Origin of the sequence: Pseudoxanthomonas helianthi (assembly GCF_017939625.1) — a bacterium.
GTDB classification, from domain to species: domain Bacteria; phylum Pseudomonadota; class Gammaproteobacteria; order Xanthomonadales; family Xanthomonadaceae; genus Pseudoxanthomonas_A; species Pseudoxanthomonas_A helianthi.
This window is the reverse complement of sequence record NZ_JAGKTC010000003.1, coordinates 54285-74145: the sequence shown is the minus strand read 5'-3', so window position 1 is coordinate 74145 and position 19861 is coordinate 54285. Positions and strand designations below refer to the sequence as shown.

The window sequence follows — 19861 nt, the reverse complement described above, 5'->3', positions numbered from 1 at the left end:
AAGCCCGGCGCCTACGAAAAACCAAGGGCAGCCGAGCATGCTCGGCTCTACAAAGACCTACCAGACCAGATCGTCGGGGACCTGATATTTCGGATCGGCGTAGGGATCTTCCTCAGCGGGCGCGTTCGGATCGACCTTCAAGGCAACGGACGGTGCGAACACCGATCCGGCCTCTTCCAGCGTCGCGGCGTCGACCAGCAGGTAACGGCCGTTCAACTGCACCACGCCGAGTTCGCCTGCGTTGAGCTGCTTCAGTTGCGCCGCGTTGACGTAGATGCGCTTGATCTTGCCGCCATAGGGAAAGTGCCTGGCGATGTCGGCCTCGGCATCGTTCAGCGCCTTGTCCTTGAGCAGGACTTCGAGCTTGGCCTTCGCCTCGCGGCGCAGGCGCGCTTCTTCCTGTTTCTGCCGCTCGGCCTCGATGCGCTCGTCCTTTTCCTTCTGCGCGCGCATGGCGTAGGCCTTGGCCAGGTCGAATTCCTGGCGCTGGCGCGCGGGCTGGGCCGGCTTGTTCGAGTGGGCGGGCTTGCCGGCATGCGCAGGCTTGCCCGCGCCATGGCCGCCCTTGCCGGGTACCGGCTTGCCGCCGTGCGGCTTGCGCTGTTCGGGCCTGCGTTCCGGCTTGGGCGCCGGCTTGAAACCCAGGCCCAGCAATTGGTCGCGGAGGGAATCGCTCATTGCGGAAGGATCAGTAGTGCGGTGGCGGCGGTTCGTCCTGCGCGTCGACGTGCAGACTGTTGCGCAGCTTGCCGAGGTCGGCCAGCAGGTGGCGCAGCAACTCGGCGTTGCGTGCGCCTTCGATGCGGGCGTCGGCCAGGGCCTGGCTCAGCTCCGACATCGCCTGTTCCTGGAAGGCCAGTCGCGTTTCCAGTTCGACCAGCCGTTGTTCGAGCACGCGATCCTGCGCGTGCTCGCCGTCGCGGAGCAAATCATGCTGCATGCAGCGAACGTCCCCGGCCGATGCCGTAATACGCCAGGCCCGCGGCTTCGACTTCCGCGGGGTCGTAGAGGTTGCGGCCGTCGAAGATCGCCGCGTCCTTCAACGCGACCTTCAGTCGGGCGAAATCCGGGCTGCGGAACTGCTTCCATTCGGTGACCACGACCAGCGCATCGGCACCCTGCAGCGCCTCGCTTGCCGATCCGCACAGAACCAGGTCGTCGCGTTCGCCGAAGATGCGCCCCGCTTCGTGCCGCGCTTCCGGATCGTAGGCCCGGGCCTTCGCGCCGGCTTCCCACAGTTGGGCCAACAGGCGCCGGCTGGAGGCCTCGCGCATGTCGTCGGTGTTCGGCTTGAACGCCAGCCCCCACACGGCGATGGTCTTGCCGCGCAGGCCTTCGTCCTCGCCGGTGTCGTAATGGCGCTGCATCAGTTCGAACAGATGGCCCTTCTGCGCGTCGTTGACCGCTTCCACCGAATCCAGCAACTGCGCGGTATAGCCGTGCTGCTGCGCCGTGCGCGCCAATGCCTGCACGTCCTTGGGGAAGCACGAACCGCCGTAGCCGGCGCCCGGGTAGATGAAGTGCCAGCCGATGCGCGGATCCGAACCGATGCCCTTGCGCACGTGCTCGATGTCCGCGCCGACGCGCTCGGCGATATTGGCGATCTCGTTCATGAAACTGATCTTGGTCGCCAGCATCGCGTTGGCCGCGTACTTGGTCAGTTCCGCCGAACGCACGTCCATCGTCACGATGCGGTCGTGGTTGCGGTTGAACGGCGCGTACAGGCGCTTGAGCTTTTCCACCGCGGCCGGGTTGTCGGCACCGATGACGATGCGGTCCGGGCGCATGCAGTCCTCGACCGCCGCGCCTTCCTTGAGGAATTCCGGATTGGAGACGACGTCGAACGCGACCTGCGCATCGCGCGCCTGCAACTCCGTCGCAATGGCCGCCCGCACCTTGTCGGCGGTGCCGACCGGTACGGTGGACTTGTCGACCACCACGGTCGGCCGCTCGATGTTGCGTCCGATGGTCCGCGCCACGGCCAGCACGTATTGCAGGTCGGCGCTGCCGTCTTCGTCCGGCGGCGTACCCACGGCGATGAACACGATGTCGCCATGGGCGATCGCCGCGGCCGCGTCGATGGTGAACTTCAGCCGTCCGGCGGCATGGTTGGCCTTGACCATCGGCTCCAGCCCCGGTTCGTAGATCGGGATGATGCCGTTGTTCAGGCCTTCGACCTTCGCCGCGTCGACGTCGACGCAGACCACGTCATGGCCGACTTCGGCCAGGCAGGTGCCCGTGACCAGACCAACGTAGCCGGTACCGAAAATGCTTACTCGCATGCGTTATTCCAGTTCGATGTCCGTGCGTTTATTGCACGCCCAACAATTCCACATCGAACGTGAGCGCCGCGTCGGGACCGATGCCGCCCTGCGGCTGGCCGCCCGGGCCATAGGCCAGTTCGGAAGGGATCCAGAAGCGGTACTTGGCGCCCACCGACATCAGCGGAATGCCTTCGGTCCAGCCGGCGATGACCCCGGTCAGCGGGAAGGTCGCCGGTTGCCCGCGCTTGTAGGAGCTGTCGAACACGGTGCCATCGAGCAGCTTGCCCTCGTAATTGACCTGCACCGTGCTCGAAGGCAGCGGACGCGCGCCGTTGCCCGCGCGCAGCACCATGTACTGCAAGCCGGACGGCGTGGTGATCACACCCTTCTGGGTCTTGTTCTTGGCGAGGAAGGCGATGCCTTCCGCGCGGTTCTTCGCTCCGGCCTGCGACTGCTGGCGCTGGCCGAAGGCCTGCAGGGTCGCCTGCGCTTCCTCGGGGGTCAGCAGCAACTTGCCGTTGGCGAACGCGGTGCGCACCGCCTGCATCACCAGCGGCAGGTCGATTTCGTCCTTGATCCGCGCCAGCCCCGGACCGACCGCGCGATCGCCGAGCATCAGGCCGACCTTGGTCTTGTCCACCGCCGGCGGCAGCGTGCCCGGTGCAGCGCCCTGCACTGCCATCATGCTTTTGCGCAACGCATCGTCGGTGGCCTTGGCTTCGGCTTCCGACTGCAGCGGCTGGCCGCCGGCGAAGGCGTTCTTCACCGCCTTTTCCATCGAGGCGACGTCGATCTGCTGCGAGATCGGAGCGAACGAACGCGCCACGTCCAGGCCGATCGCGTAGCTGAGTTTCTCGCGCTCGGTGGCCAACGTGGTCTTGTCCTGCGCCACCGAGTTGCCCGCCAGCAGCGCCGCCGCCAGGGCGACCCATGCGGCCAGGCCGAATACCGACTGCTTCATTCCGTCATCTCTCTTTGGTCGAGGCGCCACGGCGCGGCGCAACGCGTTCATTGTCGCATGTGCGCCGGCCGGTTCATCAATGCGCCGGGCGTGGCGCTTTCAGTTCGCGTTCGATGGCCTCTACCAGTTGCGGATCGTCCGGCTTGACCTTGCTGGGGAACTGGGCGACGACGCGGCCATCGCGACCGATCAGGTACTTGTGGAAGTTCCAGCCGGGTGCGACGCCGGTTTCCCGCGCCAGTTCGCGGTACAGCGGCGTGGTTTCCGCGCCGGTCACGTGCACCTTCTCGAACATCGGGAATTTCACCCCATAGGTCAGCGTGCAGAACTCCTGGATCTGCCGTTCGCTGCCCGGCTCCTGACCCTTGAAATCGTTCGATGGGAAGCCGAGCACGGCGAATCCCCGGTCTGCGTATTTCTGGTGCAGGGCTTCCAGACCCTCGTACTGCGGGGTGAAACCGCATTTGCTGGCGGTATTGACCACCAGCAGCACGTCGCCGGCGTACTTCTGGTTCAGGTTCACCGGGGTCTTGCCGGCCAGCGGACGGTAATTGTGGTCCAACAGGGCACCCGCCATGGCCGCGGCCGCAACAGCGCAGAGCACGACAAATACCAGAAATTTCAACAAGTTGACTCTCATTTTCAGCTTCCCAAGAGGTTGCCCGGAAGTATGCCTTTAGTTGGGGCAAGAAAGTGTTGCGGAGGCTTGACGACCGCTGTTTAGGTGTTATAGTTACATACAACACCACTCACCCCATCAACGGGAGAGCGCCATGCCAAGCAAGTCCCTCCATCTTCTGCCCACGCTCGGTGCCAGCGGCGCCGTGCTCGGCCTGGCCTTGCTGGCCAGCCTGGCGGGCTCCGGCCGGGGCCGGGCCGTCGAAGCCGAAATCGGCGCCGACCTGACCGGGACCGAGGCGATCCGGGCCGACGAAACCACGCCCCGCCGCCATCGCCGGCACTCCCTGACGATGCCCTACTTCTCCTTTGCGCAGTCGCTGCGTCCGAGGAACTGACATGATGATGATGACTTCCGTGCAATGGGCCGACGGCGCGCCGATCTACCGCCAGTTGAAGGACCGGGTGATCGCGATGATGCTGGACGGCGTGCTGAAGCCGGGCGATGCCCTGCCCTCGGTCCGCCAGGTCGCGGCCGAATACCAGCTCAACCCGATCACCGTATCGCGCGCCTACCAGGAACTGGCCGACGAGGCCCTGGTCGAGAAGCGCCGCGGGCTGGGCATGTTCGTGACCGACGAAGCGGCGAAGAAGCTGCTCGGCAGCGAACGCGAACGCTTTCTCAACGAAGAATGGCCGCCGGTCGCCGAGCGCATCCAGCGCCTGGGCCTGTCCGCCGAAGAACTACTGAAGGGGATCGCCAAGTGAACGCTGCCGCCAACAACGTCGTATCCGCGCACGGCCTGCGCAAGGCCTACAAGAACAAGCTGGCGCTGGACAACACCAGCTTCGACATCGAACCCGGCAAGATCATCGGCCTGATCGGTCCGAACGGCGCCGGCAAGACCACCGCGCTGAAGGCCATCCTCGGCCTGATCCCGTTCGAGGGCGAGCTGAAGGTGCTGGGCATGGACCCGCGCACCCAGCGCGACGAACTGATGCGCGACGTGTGCTTCATCGCCGACGTGGCGGTGCTGCCGCGCTGGTTGCGGGTGAAGGAAGCCATCGACTTCGTCGCCGGCGTGCACCCGCGCTTCGACCGCGCCAAGTGCGAACGCTTCATCGCCCACACCCAGCTGTCGCCCAACCTGCGCGTGCGCGAAATGTCCAAGGGCATGATCGTGCAGCTGCACCTGGCCCTGGTGATGGCGATCGATGCCAAGCTGCTGGTGCTGGACGAACCGACGCTCGGCCTGGACATCCTGTACCGCAAGCAGTTCTACCAGCGCCTGCTGGAAGACTACTTCGACGAGCAGAAGACCATCCTGGTCACCACCCACCAGGTCGAGGAGATCGAGCACATCCTCACCGACGTGATGTTCATCCGCGACGGCCGGATCGCCCTGACCGCGCAGATGGACGAAGTGGCCGAGCGCTACACCGAACTGCTCGTGTCCGCCGACAAGGCCGAGCAGGCGCGCGCGCTGAAACCCATCGACGAACGCGCCCTGCCGTTCGGCAAGACCGTGCTGCTGTTCGACAACGTCCCGCGCGAACAGCTCGCCGCGCTGGGCGAAACCCGCACCCCCGGCCTCGCCGACCTGTTCGTCGCCATCATGAAAGGAACCTACGCATGAACGCCGTCGCCACGCACAAGACCAACACGTTCCAGTGGCTGCTGAAGCGCGAATTCTGGGAGAACCGCGGCGGCTTCGTCTGGGCCCCGGCGATCACCGGGATCATCGCCGCGTTCTTCGCCGCGATGGCCGGCCTGATCACCACCCTGGTCCGCAGCAAGCACGACATCCACGTCGATGACCTCGCCGAGGCCAGCCGCGTCGCCGGCCAGGTCGGCGACGGTGCCCTGCTGCTCGGCATCGGCCTGGCCATGGCCGTGGTGACCTTCGTGGTGTTCTTCTACTCGCTGGGCTCGCTGTACGACGACCGCCGCGACCGCAGCATCCTGTTCTGGAAGTCGCTGCCGGTGTCGGACACGCAGATGGTGCTGTCGAAGCTGGCGTGGGCGCTGCTGCTGGCGCCGCTACTGGCCCTGGCCGCCGGCGTGCTGACCGGCGTCGCGTTCTGGCTGATCGCCGCGCTGACCTCCGCGATCAACGGCGTGCCCGGCGCGAGCGGCATCCTGACCCACTCGCATCCGCTGCGCATCATCGGCAACGTGCTGCTGTCCTTCCCGGTGCAGATCCTGTGGTCGCTGCCGACCGTCGGCTGGCTGATGCTGTGCTCGGCCTGGGCGAAGCGCTTCCCGTTCCTGTGGTCGGTGCTGATCCCGTTCCTGTTCTGCGCGATGGCCGGCGTGGTGGCGCTGATGTTCAAGATCGCCTCGGACATCGAGCTGCCCTACGGTTCCCTGCTGTACGTGGTGCTGTACCGCGGGCTGCTGAGCATCGTGCCCGGGACCTGGCTGCCGCTGATCGACAACGCCGGCCCGATGCACGAACCGGCCGACCTGGCATCCAAGCTGAGCCTGGGCACCAGTTGGCAAGCGCTGGGCCACGCCGACATCTGGATCGGCATCGTCGCCGGCGTCGCGATGATCTACCTGGCCATCCGCATGCGTCGCTGGCGCGAACTGGCCGACTGATTCCGCTTCCTTCTGTCGCTCACACGGTCGGGGACGTGTCCCCGGCCTACCCCGGAGAATCCTCATGAAAACCCTCCGCATCACCGCTCTCGCCCTGGCCCTGCTGCTGCCGTTGGGCGCCCAGGCCGGCAGCGTCCGCGACGACGTCCGCCACGACATGGCCGAAGCACGCAGCGAAGTGCGCGCCGAACTGGCCAAGGCCCGGGTCGAACTGGACACGGAAAACCTGGAAGTCGGCAACAGCTTCCATTTCGGCAAGGACGGGAAAAGAAAGGCCTCGCGCGACGAGAAACTGCCGAAGGCGGAAATCACCCCGCGCGGCGATTTCCTGATCGAAGGCAAGGCCGTGGCCGTCAATGCCGCGCAACGCCAGCAGCTGCTCGGCTATCGCGGCCTGGTCATCGAAATCGCCAAGGACGGCATCGACGCGGGCGAGCACGCGGCGATGGCCGCGATCGAGGCCACCGACACCTCGCTGTTCGGCCTGATCTGGGGCGGGATGACCGGCAGCCTGGAACGGCGCGTCGAACGCACGGTCAAGCAGCACGTCGAACCGATGGTGCGGCGGATCTGCCATAGACTGCCCGACGTGCTGGCCTCGCAGCAGCAGCTGTCCGCCAGCCTGCCGCAGTTCCGGCCGTACGCCACGCTCGAGCGCGACGACGTCGACGACTGCGAGAAGGACATCCGCAACGATTTCGCCATGCGCTGACCCGGGACCCTCGCCATGAACAGACTCCACGCCATCGCCTTCCTCGCCACGCTGTCGCTGTGCGCCTGCCACAAGGCATCCGCCCCGGCCGCCGACCCCAACGCCCCTGCGGCGCCACAGACCGCGATCGGCAAGATCGCAGCCAAGGGCATCGCGGAAGCGCGCAAGGAACTGCAGACCAAGAACCTGACCCTGAACGGCGATGGCGGCATCAACATCAACGGCCGCAGGTACGGCGGCAGGAACGATCCCAGCCTGCCCAAGGCCGAGATCACCCCGCAGGGCGACCTGCTGATCGACGGCAAGGCGGTGGCGATCACCCCCGAGCAGCGCAAGCAGTTGCTCGATTACCGCAGCAACCTGCTTGGCGTGGCCGAGGCCGGCATGACCGTCGGACTGAAGGGCGCCGACCTGGCCGGCAAGGCGCTGACCGAGTCGCTGGGCAGCATTCTCAGCGGCGATACCGACGAATTCGAAAAGAAGATGGAAGCCGAGGGCAAGAAGCTCGAAGCCGACGCGATGCAGATCTGCGCGCACCTGGGCCCGATGCTGGTCGCCCAGGACAAGCTCGCCGCTTCCCTGCCCGAGTTCAAGCCGTACGCGACGATGACGCAGGAAGACGTCGACGACTGCGGCAAGGACCACAAGGGCGCGGCCGCGTTCTCCGACGAAGACCGGGCCAAGCTGCAGCAGGAAGTGCGCGACGGCGTTCGCGATGCGGTGCGTGGCGGCGCGCAGGCTGCGACGGAACCGAAGGATACGACCCCGTGATCGACTGCAGGCCGGGATTGTTCCCGGCCTGCTGCTTCATGGATACGGTTCGACCGATGCATCAGGCGCCATGAACCGGATATCCGGGACGATCACGAAACTCGTGGCCACGGCTTTCTGGGGCGTCGCCCTGGTGGCGGCATTCGCGACTACGACGCCCCGACCCTGGTTGCTCGCGACTGTCGGCATCGGCCTGGGGTGCCTGTCCGGCCATTTCCGCTCGCGGGCCATCGAGGCGGGTACCCGCACCAGATCGATCAATGCGTTCGGCTGGCTGTGCGGTATCGGCCTCCTGGTCCTGGCCATGGCCATCGCCGAGGACATGTTCATCGGCGCCTGGGCCGCCAGCCTTGCGGGCTACTTGTTTGCGGATGGCCTGTGTTCGTTCCCGGCCGTGCGTCCCAAAGAGCGGCAGGGAACATGATATTCAACCCACTGCCACATGCGGGCCAGCGAAGCATGTGGGCGTGGGAGCGACGTGAGTCGCGAATTCGAAGCCGGGAACACTTCGATCGCGCCGCCATTCGGGAGCCGGTTACCTGATCCGGCGATATGTCTCACGGCATGGATACAGGTGATTGGCTGCATGGATTCGCGACTCACGTCGCTCCCACGCCGAAGATCACAGCTGCTTCAACCTCCGCCGCCACCCGCTTTCCCATGAATTCCGCCCTTCGCCAACGCCGCCGGATCCAGCAGCGGCTTCAGCACCTTCTCCGATAGACCGGTGATTTCCTTCGCCACTTCCAGCACCGGCCGGCCCTGCTTGTAGGCCTGCTTGGCGATGGCCGCGCCCTTCTCGTAGCCGATCACCGGGTTCAGCGCGGTGACCAGGATCGGATTGCGGTCCAGCGCCTCCTTGACCCGGTCCATGCGCACTTTCAAGCCCGCGATGGCGTCGTCGGCGAGCAATCGCGACACATTGGCCAGCAGGCCGATCGAATCCAGCAGGTTCGCCGCGATCAGCGGCAAGGTGACGTTCAACTGGAAATTGCCGGTCTGGCCGGCGATGGTGATCGCCGCGTGGTGGCCCATGACCTGTGCGCAGACCATCACCACCGCTTCCGGGATCACCGGATTGACCTTGCCCGGCATGATCGAGCTGCCCGGCTGCAACGCCGGCAATTCGATTTCGCCCAATCCGGCCAGCGGCCCCGAATTCATCCAGCGCAGGTCGTTGGCGATCTTGGTCAGCGCCACCGCCAGCGCGTTGAGCTGGCCGGAGACCTCCACCGCGTCGTCCTGCGCGGCCAGGCCTTCGAACTTGTTGGCCGCGCTTTCGAATTTCGTCCCGGTCAGTTTCGACAACTCCGCGGCGACGCGCTGGCCGAAACGCGGGTCGGCGTTGATGCCGGTGCCGATCGCGGTACCGCCCAGCGGCAAGCGGCGCAGGCGTTTCAGGCTGTCGCCCAGGCGCGCTTCGGCCGAGGCCAGTTGCGCCGACCAGGCGGAGAATTCCTGGGCGAAGGTCAGCGGCATCGCGTCCATCAAGTGGGTGCGGCCGGTCTTGACCACCTTCGACAACGAACGGCCGCGCCGGTCGATGGTCCGGCGCAGGTGTTTCAGCGCCGGCAACAGGTCCTCGACCACGGCCAGCTGCGCGGACACGCGGATCGCGGTCGGTACCACGTCGTTGGAACTCTGGCCCAGGTTGACGTGGTCGTTCGGATGCACCGCCCGCGCCCGGCCCGCACGCGACGCGAGGTGGGCGATGACCTCGTTGGCGTTCATGTTCGACGAAGTGCCGGAGCCGGTCTGGTACACGTCGATGGGGAAATGCGCGTCGTAGCCGCCATCGGCGACGGCCAGCGCCGCGCCGCGGATCGCTGCGGCCGTGCCCTTGGGCAGCAGCCCCAGCCCGGCGTTGACCTGGGCGGCGGCGGCCTTGATCAGGCCCAGCGCACGGATGAAGCCGCGCGGCATCGGCCGGCCGGAAATCGGGAAATTCTGCACCGCACGCTGGGTTTGCGCGCCCCACAGGGCGTCGGCGGGTACACGCAGTTCGCCCATGCTGTCGTGTTCGGTGCGGTAGGCCTGGCTCATTGATGGCTCCATCGGTTTCTTATCCGCCGAGGATACGCCTGCCGTTCGGGAGCCTGTGGGATAATGAGCCGTCGTCCCGGCGCAAGTCGGGATCCGGTTTTTGCTCGTCATTCCCGTGAAAGCGGGAATCCATGGACGTCGCTTCTATCCATGAAGCGTTCCGCCCTGACGGGCGGGTTACTTTCTTTGCTTGTGCAAAGAAAGTAACCAAAGAAACACACCCCGGCGGCACGCCCCGCGCTTCGCGCGGGGTTCGCGTTCGGAACGGGAATTTTCGGAAGCCGCATCCTGCGGCTCCGAAAACGGCGCACATCCCTGTGCGCCGCCCCTTCGGGGTTTACCCATTCCGAACGCCGTGCCTCAAGGGGCCCCAAAGCCAAAGCCAAGGCCACTCCTCTCCTTATGTCCGCAACCACCCAGCAAGAAGCCGCCCTGCTCGCCCTGTCTCCGCTCGATGGCCGCTATGCCGGCAAGGTCGATGCACTGCGTCCGATCTTTTCCGAATACGGCCTGATCCGGGCCCGGGTGAAGGTCGAAATCGAATGGCTGCTGGCCTTGGGCGCCGAACCGGGCATCGTCGAACTGAAGGACTTCTCCGGCGCCGGCAAGCAGAAGCTGCGCGCGCTGGCCGATGGTTTCTCGGTTGCCGACGCCGCGCGGGTCAAGGAAATCGAGCGCACCACCAACCACGACGTCAAGGCGGTCGAGTACTTCATCAAGGAACGCTTGAAAGACGATGCCGAGCTCGGCCCCGCGCTGGAATTCGTCCACTTCGCCTGCACCAGCGAGGACATCAACAATCTCAGTTACGGCCTGATGCTGGAACAGGCCCGCCGCGATGTGCTGCTGCCGGCGTTCGACGGCATCGCCAGCACCTTGCGCGCATTGGCGCAGGCGCAGGCCGCGCAGCCGATGCTGTCGCGCACGCATGGGCAGACCGCGTCGCCGACGACGCTGGGCAAGGAAATCGCCAACGTCGTCGCCCGCCTCGAACGCCAGCGCAAGCAGATCGCGGCGGTCGAGCTGACCGGCAAGATCAACGGCGCGGTCGGCAACTACAACGCGCACGTCGTCAGTTATCCCGACGTGGACTGGCCGGCGTTCGCGCGCCGGTTCGTCGAAAGCCTCGGCCTGGTCTTCAATCCCTATACCACGCAGATCGAGCCGCACGACAACGTCGCCGAGATCGGCGATGCCACCCGTCGCGCCAATACCGTGCTGGTCGACCTGGCCCGCGACATCTGGGGCTACATTTCGCTCGGCTATTTCAAGCAGCGGCTGAAAGAAGGCGAAGTCGGCAGTTCGACCATGCCGCACAAGGTCAACCCGATCGATTTTGAGAACGCCGAGGGTAACTTCGGTCTGGCCAACGCGCTGTTCGAGCATTTCAGCGCCAAGCTGCCGATCAGTCGCTGGCAGCGCGACCTGACCGACTCCACCGTGCTGCGCGCCCTGGGCACCGCCTTCGGGCATACGCAGGTGGCGCTGGATTCGCTGGCCAAGGGCCTGGGCAAGCTGGAAACCAACCCGCAACGCCTCGACGCCGACCTCGACGCGGCATGGGAAGTGCTGGCCGAAGCCGTGCAGACGGTGATGCGCCGCCATGGCCTGCCGAATCCCTACGAGCAACTGAAGGCGCTGACCCGCGGCCAGGGCATCACCGCCGATTCGATGCGCGCCTTCATCGAATCGCTGGAATTGCCGGCAGACGCGAAGCAGCGACTGCTCGATCTGACACCGGGAAGCTACATCGGCCTGGCGGACAGGCTCGCCAGGAGCATCTGACGCGCGGTATCCCGGCACAGCACAGCCCGGAATCAGCCTTCAACCGGGTTTTTCCTTCACCCGGACGGTCGCAAAAATAGCGCCGGCCTGCGCCGGGATGGCGAACTGACAATTTCCCATGAACATCCGCTCCGCACTTGTTTCCCTGCCGACAATTGCCTACATCGCCCTGGCGACAGGTTGTGCGGCCCCCCGAGCCACGCCCAGTGCCGGCAGCACAGCAACCGCAAATGCCGTCGCCTGCTTCGCCGACGCCGACCCGATGGATGGATGGAACGACCGCGCGCCGCCGCAGCGGATCTTCGGCAATACCTGGTACGTCGGCACCTGCGGCATCAGCGCCCTGCTGGTGACTTCGCCGCAAGGCCACGTGCTGGTCGACGCGGGCACCGAAAAGGCCGCGCCGCTGGTCGAAGCCAACATCCGCGCGCTGGGCTTCGACCCGCGCGACGTGAAGTTCATCGTCGGCTCGCACGAACACAACGACCATGCCGGCGGCATCGCGCAGCTGCAGCGCGACACCGGCGCTACCGTACTGGCCCGCGCCCCCGCGGCGGTGGCGCTGGAACGCGGCAACGTCGACCGCACCGATCCGCAGTTCCTGATCCACCAGCCTATGCCGGCCACCGCCAGCGTGCGACGCATCGATGACGGGCACGTGCTCGAGCTCGGCTCCCTCCGCTTGAGCGCGCATGCCACGCCAGGACATACGCCCGGCGGCACCAGTTGGACCTGGCGCAGCTGCGACGACGCCGGGCAATGCCGCGACTTCGCCTATGTCGACAGCCTGAGCGCGATCGCCGACGATGTTTTCCGCTATGGCGACGACGCCGCGCACCCAGGCTACCTGACCGCCTTCCGCAAGACGCTGGACACCGTCGCGATCCTGCCCTGCGACGTCCTGGTGACCCCGCACCCCGCGGCCAGCAAGTTGTGGAATCGCATCGGGCCCACCGCGAAGCAGCCGTTGGTCGCTGCCGACGCCTGCCGCAACTACGCTGCCGTTGCCCGCAAGAACCTCGACGCGCGCCTGGCCGGTGAGAAGTCGAAAGCGACGCCGTGAAACTGCTGCTCAACATCGATGTCGATGACCTCCAACGGGCCGAGGCGTTCTATTGCGCGGCATTCGGCCTGGTGCCCGGTCGCCGCTTCGATGGCGTGATCGAACTGCTCGGTGCGGAAGCGCCGATCTACCTGCTGCAGAAGGCACCCGGCAGCGAAGGCGCATCCGGTTCGCGGCGCGACTATGCGCGTCACTGGACGCCGGTGCACTGCGATGTAGTCGTCGACGATCTCGAAGTCGCATTGCAGCGCGCGCTGACGGCCGGCGCCGTGGCCGAGGGACCGGTTCGCGAAGCCGAATGGGGTCGCATCGTGCAGGTCGCCGATCCCTTCGGCCATGGCTGGTGCCTGCTACAGTTCCTCGGCCGCGGTTACGACGAAATCCAAAGATGAGCCCCCGCAAACCCGCGCCTTCCTTCGAGATCGACGCCAGCAAGCTGCCGCCGCTGGGCATGCCGCCGGCGCAGTTCCTGCGCGATTACTGGCAGAAGCGGCCGTTGCTGATCCGCAACGCCTTCCCCGGCTTCGTCTCCCCGATCCAGCCGGAGGACCTGGCCGGCCTGGCCTGCGAGGAAGCCGCGCTGTCGCGCATCGTCGTCCACGACCGCCCCAGCGACGCCTGGACGCTGCGCAGCGGTCCGTTCCAGGAAGAAGAATTCCCCGGCATGCCGCACCACGACTGGACCCTGCTGGTGCAGGACGTGGACAAGTGGGACGAAGACGTGCGCGCACTGCTGGCGCATTTCGATTTCCTGCCGCGCTGGCGCATCGACGACATCATGGTCAGCTTCGCCGCGACCGGCGGTTCGGTCGGCGCGCACGTCGACCAGTACGACGTGTTCCTGCTGCAGGCGCAGGGCGAACGCCGCTGGCAGATCGACGCGCGCCCGAATCCGCCCACGGCTTTCCGCGACGACGTGGAATTGAAACTGCTGCGCGAATTCAACCCGACCCACGACTGGGTGCTGCAGCCGGGCGACATGCTGTACCTGCCGCCGGGCGTGCCCCACCACGGCGTCGCGGTGAATCCGTGCCTGACCTTCTCGGTGGGCATGCGCGCGCCGTCCGCCGCCGAGTTGATCGGCGACTACCTCGATACGCTGGTCGCCGATGCCGACGAAGGCCTGCGCTACGGCGACCGCGACTTGACGCCGCCGACCGATCCGTACGAAATCGACACCGCGGCGATGGGCCGCGTGGTCGAAGCGTTGAACGCGTTGCGGATGAACGACCCGGACAAGCTGGCCGGCTGGTTCGGCCGCTTCATCACCACCTATCGCAGCGCGGGCGAAGTCGCGCCGACGCCTTCCGCTCGCTCGCGGATCGAGATCGAGTGGGACCTCGGCCATGGTGCGGAACTGCATCGCCACCCGATGTCGCGACTGGCGTGGCGGAAAGCGACGCGTTCCACGAAAGCCGGCGGTGCGCAACTTTTCTGCAGCGGCCTGGAGTTCACCCTGCCGGTAAAGGACGCGCAGCGCATCGCCGCGGCGGAAACGCTGGACGGCACCGGTTATTCCGCGTTGGGTGAAGCCGGACGCGAGGCCGTGCTGGAACTGCTGGCGCTGGGCCATTACCAGCTGCTGGGCGAAGCCGGCGACGAGGACTGAACCTGTGCAAGCGGCCTTGGCCGCGAATGCTTTCCCGGAACTCCGGTAATCGCCGAAAAGCATTCGCGGCCAAGGCCGCTCCACGAAACCCTTCCCGGCGAAGTCCGCTCCTACAATGCCGCCATGCCCGACTTCCTCGTCCAGCCCGTCGATTTCGCCACCGGCGCCGAAGACCTGCGCAAGGTCCGCGAAGCCGTGTTCGTCCTCGAACAGGGCGTACCCGCCGCGCTGGAATGGGATGGTTCGGACGCCGCCTGCCACCACGTCATCGCCCGCGATGCCGCCGGCGCGCCCATCGGCACCGGTCGCCTGACCCCGGATCGCCGGATCGGTCGCATGGCCGTGCTGCCCCAATGGCGCGGGCGCGGCATCGGCGACGCGCTGCTGCTGGCCCTGCTGGAACAGGCCCGCGCGCTGGGCTGGTCCGAAGTTTCGCTGCACGCCCAGGTCTCGGCCGAGCACTTCTATGCCCGCCATGGGTTCGTGCCGCAGGGCGGGCGATTCGAGGAAGCCGGCATCGAACACCAGACCATGCGGCGCGCGCTGCGCGGAGCCACCGCCATCGAGCAACGCTCCGCCGCCGTGGCGATGACCGCCGCGCTGGCCACGCAGGCCCGGCGCTCACTGGTCATCTACAGTCGCGACCTGGATCCCGGCCTGTTCGATGCCCCGCTGGTGCTGGATGCGTTGCGCCGGCTGGCCACGCGGCTGGGCCCGGTGGAGATCCGCGTGCTGCTGCACGACGCAGCCGCGCCACAACACGCGCTGGCCCCGCTGCTGCCGCTGGCCCAGCGCCTGCCCAGCGTATTCGCCTTCCGCGAGATCCACGACCCGGTCGATCGCGCCTGGCCCTCCGCCTTCGTCGCCAACGACACCGGCGGCTGGTACTTCCGCCCGCTCGGCCATCGCCTGGAGGGCGAAGCCCGCCTCGACGAACCTGCGCGGGCCCGCCAGCTGCAGGAAGAATTCACCCGTACCTGGGAACGCGCGCGGATCTGCACCTTGTACCGGGCCCTGGACCTGTAAACCCCGCCTTTGGTCTAAGTCGTTGATATCGAATGACGCCCCGGCCGCGGGGTGCGCGTATAATTTGCGGGCTATCGACCGTGCCTGACGGCCCGGCCTTGGTTTTCCGCCAAACCATCCGCACCGAACAAGAGCCGTCACGGCCATTCCCCCGCAAAAGCCAGCCAACATCGTGGACAACCTACTCAAGCAGTTCGCGCAATCCTCGCAACTCAACGGGGGCAATGCCTCCTACGTCGAAGACCTCTACGAGCAGTACCTGGTGGCACCCGACAGCGTCGGGCCGAAGTGGAAGGCCTACTTCGACGCCTTCAAGGGCCGCGAAGCCGGCGACGTGCCGCATTCGGCGGTCATCGCCCAGATCGCCGAGGCGGCGAAACATGCCCACAACGGCCTGGCCGCCGGCAACGGCGCCGCGGCCCCGACCGCCAGCGACGAGCGCGGCCGCAACGTCGGCCGCCTGATCACCGCCTACCGCTCGCGCGGCCACCTCGCCGCCAACCTCGATCCGCTGGGCCTGACCCCGCGGCTGGACTCGCCGGACCTCGGCCTGGCCTTCCACAACCTGTCCGACGCCGACCTCGACGGCGAATTCAGCACCGGCGGCGTCGCCGGGCAGCCGCGGATGAAGCTGCGCGACCTGCTGGCCCGGTTGAAGGCCACGTATACCGGCAGCATCGGCGCCGAGTTCATGCACATCCCGGAAGTGGCCCAGCGCAAGTGGCTGTACGAGCGCCTGGAAGCCGCCGGCGGCCGTTTCGGCCTGGATCCGGCCGCCAAGCGCCGCACCCTGGAGCGGATCACCGCCGCCGAGGGCCTGGAGCGCTACCTGCACACCAAGTACGTCGGCCAGAAGCGCTTCTCGCTGGAAGGCGGAGATGCACTGATCCCGCTGCTCGACGTGGTCGTGCGCCGCGCCGGCGCCGACAAGGTCAAGGACATCGTGGTCGGCATGGCCCACCGCGGCCGCCTCAACGTGCTGGTCAATACGCTGGGCAAGAACCCGCGCAAGCTGTTCGACGAGTTCGAAGGCAAGTTCGAGCACGCCGCCAGCGACCGCGCCCACACCGGCGACGTGAAGTACCACATGGGCTTCTCCGCCGACATCGCCACCGATGGCGGTCCGGTGCACCTGGCGCTGGCGTTCAACCCGTCGCACCTGGAAATCGTCAACCCGGTCGTGGCCGGCAGCGTGCGTTCTCGCCAGGAGCGCCGCGGCGACACCGAGCATGCCCAGGTCCTGCCGGTGCTGATCCACGGCGACGCCGCCTTCGCCGGCCAGGGCGTCAACATGGAACTGCTGCAGATGTCGCAGGCGCGCGGTTTCGTGGTCGGCGGCACCGTGCACGTGGTGGTCAACAACCAGATCGGCTTCACCACCAGCGCGCGCGACGATGCCCGCTCCACCCTGTACTGCACCGACGTGGCCAAGATGGTCGGCGCGCCGATCCTGCACGTGAACGGCGACGACCCGGAAGCGGTGGTGTTCTGCGCGCAGCTGGCCTACGACTTCCGCCAGGCGTTCAAGAAGGACGTGGTCATCGACCTGGTCTGCTACCGCCGCCACGGCCACAACGAAGCCGACGAACCGGCCGCGACCCAGCCGGTGATGTACCAGGTCATCCGCAAGCACAAGACCACGCGCGAGCTGTATGCCGCGCAGCTGGAAACCGAGGGCACGCTGAAGGCCGGCGAGGCCCAGGCGCTGGTCGATGGCTACCGCAACAAGCTCGACTCGGGCGAAGTCACCACCGAGCTGGCCACGGCCAAGGCCGAGGACTACGAACTCAACATCGACTGGTCGAAGTACCTGTCGGGCAAGCTCAGCGACAAGGTCGACACCACCTTCAAGAAGAGCAAGCTGCAGCAGCTGGCGAAGATCATCAACACGATCCCCGCCGGCGTGACCCTGCACCCGCGCGTGGCCAAGATCTACGAAGACCGCGCCAAGATGACCGCCGGCGAATTGCCGGGCGACTGGGGCTTCGCCGAGAACCTGGCCTACGCCACGTTGCTGTCGGAAAACCACCGCCTGCGCCTGGTCGGCCAGGACGCCGGCCGCGGCACGTTCTTCCATCGCCACGCGATCCTGCACGACCAGAAGACCGACAGCTACTACCTGCCGCTGCGCCAACTGGTCGACTCGCCGAACGATGCCACCGTGATCGACTCGCTGCTCAGCGAGGAAGCGGTGATGGGCTTCGAATACGGCTATTCCACCGCCGACCCGAACACCCTATGCATCTGGGAAGCGCAGTTCGGCGACTTCGCCAACGGCGCGCAGGTGGTGATCGACCAGTTCATCGCCGCCGGCGAGGCCAAGTGGGACCGCATCAGCGGCCTGGCCCTGTTCCTGCCGCACGGCTACGAAGGCCAGGGCCCCGAGCACAGCTCGGCGCGCCTGGAACGCTTCCTGCAGCTGTGCGCGCTGGAGAACATGTTCGTCTGCGTGCCGACCACGCCGGCGCAGGCCTTCCACATGATCCGCCGGCAGATGCGCATGACCACGCGCAAGCCGCTGGTGGTGATGACGCCGAAGTCGCTGCTGCGCCACAAGCTGGCGGTGTCGTCGCTGGACGAACTGGCCGACGGCGGCTTCCAGGAACTGATCCCCGACAGCAACGCCGCCGACCCGAAGAAGGTCAAGCGCGTCGTCGCGTGCTCGGGCAAGGTCTACTACGACCTGCTGGAAGACGCGCAGAAGCGCGGCCAGAACGACGTCGCCATCATCCGCATCGAACAGCTGTATCCGTTCCCGCGCGAACAGCTGGCCGCCGAACTGAAGCGCTACCCAAAGGCCACCGACGTGGTCTGGTGCCAGGAAGAACCGCAGAACCAGGGCGCGTGGTACCAGATCAAGCACCACCTGCAGGCCTGCCTGGCCGACAACAAGGGCCAGACCCTGCACTACGCCGGTCGCCTGCGCTCGCCGTCGCCGGCCGCGGGCCATTTCGCCGAGCACGTCGAGGAACAGCTGAAGCTGGTCGCCGACGCGCTGGTCAACCCGCTCGGCAACCAGATCGCCGCCGAATAAGCGCCCCCCCACTCCGCACCGCAACCCATACGAACACCCAAAGGACGCCTTTCCCCATGGCCACCGAAGTCAAAGTCCCGGTACTTCCCGAATCCGTCTCCGACGCCACCATCGCCGCCTGGCACAAGAAAGTCGGCGACGCGGTCAAGCGCGACGAGAACCTGATGGACCTGGAAACCGACAAGGTGGTGCTGGAAGTGCCCAGCCCGGTCGACGGCGTGCTGAAGGAAATCAAGTTCAAGGAAGGCGATACGGTGACCAGCCAGCAGCTGCTGGCGATCATCGAGGAAGGCGCGGTTGCCGCCGCGCCTGCACCGGCCGCCGCCGAAGCGCCGAAGGCCGCTGCACCGGCGCCTGCCGCTGCCGCCCCGGCTCCGGCCGCCCCGGCCGCGCCTGCCCCTGCGAAGGCCGCTTCCTCCGCCGCCGACGCGCTGCCGCCGGGTGCGCGCTTCACCGCGGTCACCCAGGGCATCGATCCGGCCGCCGTCGAAGGCACCGGCCGCCGCGGCGCGGTGACCAAGGAAGACCTGATCAATTACGCCAGCGGCAAGACCGCGGGCGTGTCCGGCGGCGCGCGTCCGGAAGAGCGCGTGCCGATGACCCGCATCCGCAAGCGCATCGCCGAGCGCCTGATGCAGTCGAAGGAATCCATCGCCATGCTGACCTCGTTCAACGAGGTCAACCTGGCCAAGGTCGCCGCCGCGCGCAAGGAGATCGGCGAGGAATTCCAGAAGACCCACGGCGTCAAGCTCGGCTTCATGAGCTTCTTCGCCAAGGCCGCGGCCAACGCGCTGAAGAAGTACCCGATCGTCAACGCCTCGGTCGACGGCGACGACATCATCTACCACGGCTACGCAGACATCAGCATCGCCGTGTCCACCGACAAGGGTCTGGTCACCCCGGTGCTGCGCAACGTCGAACGCATGTCGTTCGCCGACATCGAGAAGGGCATCGGCGACTACGCGACCAAGGCGCGCGACGGCAAGCTGGCGCTGGAAGACCTGCAGGGCGGCACCTTCACCATCACCAACGGCGGCACCTTCGGTTCGCTGATGTCCACGCCGATCGTCAACCCGCCGCAGAGCGCGATCCTGGGCATGCATACCATCAAGGAGCGCCCGATCGCCGAGAACGGCCAGGTCGTGGTCGCGCCGATGATGTATATCGCGCTGTCCTACGACCACCGCATCATCGACGGCAAGGACGCGGTGCTGTTCCTCGTCGACATCAAGAATCAGCTCGAGAACCCGAGCCGCATCCTGTTCGACCTCTGATCGCGCTTCGAGCCCCTCTCTCTGCGGGAGAGGGGTCGGGGTGAGGGTACGGCGAAGCGAAAACCCCTCGACTCCCGATTGCGACAACCAGCTCGAACA

Annotated in this window: 20 protein-coding genes; 14 read left to right on the top strand and 6 right to left on the bottom strand. The window is 66.6% G+C overall.

Annotation, left to right across the window (positions count from 1 at the left end):
* Positions 1-57: 57 nt before the first annotated feature.
* The 5 genes from J5837_RS12385 to J5837_RS12365 form a co-directional block, all read right to left on the bottom strand.
* Positions 58-678 carry a DUF2058 domain-containing protein gene (locus tag J5837_RS12385; protein ID WP_210537086.1) on the bottom strand — a complete coding sequence of 207 codons (621 nt, stop codon included), beginning with the start codon at positions 676-678 and terminating at the stop codon, positions 58-60.
* Between the two features lie 10 nt (positions 679-688).
* The gene (locus J5837_RS12380) at positions 689-940 is read right to left on the bottom strand and encodes a SlyX family protein (RefSeq protein WP_210537085.1); all 252 of its coding nucleotides are present in this window, start codon (positions 938-940) and stop codon (positions 689-691) included.
* Positions 930-2282, bottom strand: coding sequence for a UDP-glucose dehydrogenase family protein (locus J5837_RS12375; RefSeq protein ID WP_210537084.1), 1353 nt, complete (start codon positions 2280-2282; stop codon positions 930-932). Before J5837_RS12375 ends, J5837_RS12380 begins: the two co-directional genes overlap by 11 nt.
* A gap of 28 nt (positions 2283-2310) precedes the next feature.
* A complete protein-coding gene (locus tag J5837_RS12370) occupies positions 2311-3225 on the bottom strand; it encodes an FKBP-type peptidyl-prolyl cis-trans isomerase (RefSeq protein WP_210537083.1) in 915 nt (304 codons plus the stop codon).
* Between the two features lie 76 nt (positions 3226-3301).
* On the bottom strand, positions 3302-3865 hold the full coding sequence (locus tag J5837_RS12365; RefSeq protein WP_210537082.1) for a glutathione peroxidase: 564 nt from the start codon (positions 3863-3865) through the stop codon (positions 3302-3304).
* A 133-nt stretch (positions 3866-3998) separates the two neighbouring features.
* On the opposite strand from J5837_RS12365, the gene J5837_RS12360 reads away from it, so the two are divergent.
* The 7 genes from J5837_RS12360 (at position 3999) to J5837_RS12330 (ending at position 8352) form a co-directional block, all read left to right on the top strand.
* A complete protein-coding gene (locus tag J5837_RS12360; protein ID WP_244755940.1) occupies positions 3999-4241 on the top strand; it encodes a hypothetical protein in 243 nt (80 codons plus the stop codon).
* 10 nt (positions 4242-4251) lie between these two features.
* Positions 4252-4611 carry a GntR family transcriptional regulator gene (locus J5837_RS12355; protein ID WP_210537557.1) on the top strand — a complete coding sequence of 120 codons (360 nt, stop codon included), beginning with the start codon at positions 4252-4254 and terminating at the stop codon, positions 4609-4611.
* Positions 4608-5480, top strand: a complete 873-nt coding sequence (locus tag J5837_RS12350) for an ABC transporter ATP-binding protein (protein ID WP_342345544.1) — start codon at positions 4608-4610, stop codon at positions 5478-5480. The genes J5837_RS12355 and J5837_RS12350 overlap by 4 nt, the downstream gene beginning before the upstream one ends.
* A complete protein-coding gene (locus J5837_RS12345; protein ID WP_210537080.1) occupies positions 5477-6445 on the top strand; it encodes an ABC transporter permease in 969 nt (322 codons plus the stop codon). The genes J5837_RS12350 and J5837_RS12345 overlap by 4 nt, the downstream gene beginning before the upstream one ends.
* Positions 6446-6509: 64 nt before the next feature.
* Complete coding sequence (locus J5837_RS12340; protein ID WP_210537079.1) at positions 6510-7157, top strand: hypothetical protein; 648 nt, start codon at positions 6510-6512, stop codon at positions 7155-7157.
* Positions 7158-7172: 15 nt separating this feature from the next.
* The gene (locus J5837_RS12335; RefSeq protein WP_210537078.1) at positions 7173-7928 is read left to right on the top strand and encodes a YggN family protein; all 756 of its coding nucleotides are present in this window, start codon (positions 7173-7175) and stop codon (positions 7926-7928) included.
* Positions 7929-7998: 70 nt separating this feature from the next.
* Positions 7999-8352 carry a hypothetical protein gene (locus tag J5837_RS12330; RefSeq protein ID WP_210537077.1) on the top strand — a complete coding sequence of 118 codons (354 nt, stop codon included), beginning with the start codon at positions 7999-8001 and terminating at the stop codon, positions 8350-8352.
* A gap of 209 nt (positions 8353-8561) precedes the next feature.
* Here the strand turns inward: J5837_RS12330 and J5837_RS12325 are convergent, their stop codons facing one another.
* Positions 8562-9971, bottom strand: a complete 1410-nt coding sequence (locus tag J5837_RS12325) for a class II fumarate hydratase (RefSeq protein ID WP_210537076.1) — start codon at positions 9969-9971, stop codon at positions 8562-8564.
* A gap of 402 nt (positions 9972-10373) precedes the next feature.
* On the opposite strand from J5837_RS12325, the gene purB reads away from it, so the two are divergent.
* From purB to sucB, 7 genes are all read left to right on the top strand, one after another.
* Positions 10374-11756, top strand: a complete 1383-nt coding sequence (purB, locus tag J5837_RS12320; RefSeq protein ID WP_210537075.1) for an adenylosuccinate lyase — start codon at positions 10374-10376, stop codon at positions 11754-11756.
* Positions 11757-11874: 118 nt separating this feature from the next.
* Entirely contained in the window at positions 11875-12819 is a 945-nt protein-coding gene (gene bla / locus J5837_RS12315; protein WP_210537074.1) for a subclass B3 metallo-beta-lactamase, read from the top strand.
* The gene (locus tag J5837_RS12310; protein WP_210537073.1) at positions 12816-13211 is read left to right on the top strand and encodes a VOC family protein; all 396 of its coding nucleotides are present in this window, start codon (positions 12816-12818) and stop codon (positions 13209-13211) included. The genes bla and J5837_RS12310 overlap by 4 nt, the downstream gene beginning before the upstream one ends.
* Positions 13208-14428: a ribosomal protein uL16 3-hydroxylase gene (locus J5837_RS12305; RefSeq protein ID WP_210537072.1), complete on the top strand. Its 1221-nt coding sequence runs from the start codon at positions 13208-13210 to the stop codon at positions 14426-14428. The genes J5837_RS12310 and J5837_RS12305 overlap by 4 nt, the downstream gene beginning before the upstream one ends.
* A gap of 123 nt (positions 14429-14551) precedes the next feature.
* Positions 14552-15454 (top strand): GNAT family N-acetyltransferase, encoded by a 903-nt coding sequence (locus J5837_RS12300; RefSeq protein ID WP_210537071.1) that lies wholly within the window; start codon positions 14552-14554, stop codon positions 15452-15454.
* Positions 15455-15626: 172 nt separating this feature from the next.
* On the top strand, positions 15627-18488 hold the full coding sequence (locus J5837_RS12295; protein ID WP_210537070.1) for a 2-oxoglutarate dehydrogenase E1 component: 2862 nt from the start codon (positions 15627-15629) through the stop codon (positions 18486-18488).
* Positions 18489-18544: 56 nt separating this feature from the next.
* Positions 18545-19762: a dihydrolipoyllysine-residue succinyltransferase gene (sucB, locus tag J5837_RS12290; RefSeq protein WP_210537069.1), complete on the top strand. Its 1218-nt coding sequence runs from the start codon at positions 18545-18547 to the stop codon at positions 19760-19762.
* The last annotated feature ends 99 nt before the right edge of the window (positions 19763-19861 follow it).

Bases quoted from the DNA above. Each gene is read 5' to 3' on its own strand.
- J5837_RS12330 (WP_210537077.1), top strand. From the start codon at position 7,999: ATGAACCGGATATCCGGGACGATCACGAAACTCGTGGCCACGGCTTTC.
- bla (WP_210537074.1), top strand. From the start codon at position 11,875: ATGAACATCCGCTCCGCACTTGTTTCCCTGCCGACAATTGCCTACATC.
- J5837_RS12300 (WP_210537071.1), top strand. From the start codon at position 14,552: ATGCCCGACTTCCTCGTCCAGCCCGTCGATTTCGCCACCGGCGCCGAA.
- J5837_RS12360 (WP_244755940.1), top strand. From the start codon at position 3,999: ATGCCAAGCAAGTCCCTCCATCTTCTGCCCACGCTCGGTGCCAGCGGC.
- J5837_RS12370 (WP_210537083.1), bottom strand. From the start codon at position 3,225: ATGAAGCAGTCGGTATTCGGCCTGGCCGCATGGGTCGCCCTGGCGGCG.
- sucB (WP_210537069.1), top strand. From the start codon at position 18,545: ATGGCCACCGAAGTCAAAGTCCCGGTACTTCCCGAATCCGTCTCCGAC.
- J5837_RS12385 (WP_210537086.1), bottom strand. From the start codon at position 678: ATGAGCGATTCCCTCCGCGACCAATTGCTGGGCCTGGGTTTCAAGCCG.
- J5837_RS12375 (WP_210537084.1), bottom strand. From the start codon at position 2,282: ATGCGAGTAAGCATTTTCGGTACCGGCTACGTTGGTCTGGTCACGGGC.
- J5837_RS12335 (WP_210537078.1), top strand. From the start codon at position 7,173: ATGAACAGACTCCACGCCATCGCCTTCCTCGCCACGCTGTCGCTGTGC.
- J5837_RS12380 (WP_210537085.1), bottom strand. From the start codon at position 940: ATGCAGCATGATTTGCTCCGCGACGGCGAGCACGCGCAGGATCGCGTG.
- purB (WP_210537075.1), top strand. From the start codon at position 10,374: ATGTCCGCAACCACCCAGCAAGAAGCCGCCCTGCTCGCCCTGTCTCCG.
- J5837_RS12340 (WP_210537079.1), top strand. From the start codon at position 6,510: ATGAAAACCCTCCGCATCACCGCTCTCGCCCTGGCCCTGCTGCTGCCG.
- J5837_RS12345 (WP_210537080.1), top strand. From the start codon at position 5,477: ATGAACGCCGTCGCCACGCACAAGACCAACACGTTCCAGTGGCTGCTG.
- J5837_RS12355 (WP_210537557.1), top strand. From the start codon at position 4,252: ATGACTTCCGTGCAATGGGCCGACGGCGCGCCGATCTACCGCCAGTTG.
- J5837_RS12325 (WP_210537076.1), bottom strand. From the start codon at position 9,971: ATGAGCCAGGCCTACCGCACCGAACACGACAGCATGGGCGAACTGCGT.
- J5837_RS12305 (WP_210537072.1), top strand. From the start codon at position 13,208: ATGAGCCCCCGCAAACCCGCGCCTTCCTTCGAGATCGACGCCAGCAAG.
- J5837_RS12365 (WP_210537082.1), bottom strand. From the start codon at position 3,865: ATGAGAGTCAACTTGTTGAAATTTCTGGTATTTGTCGTGCTCTGCGCT.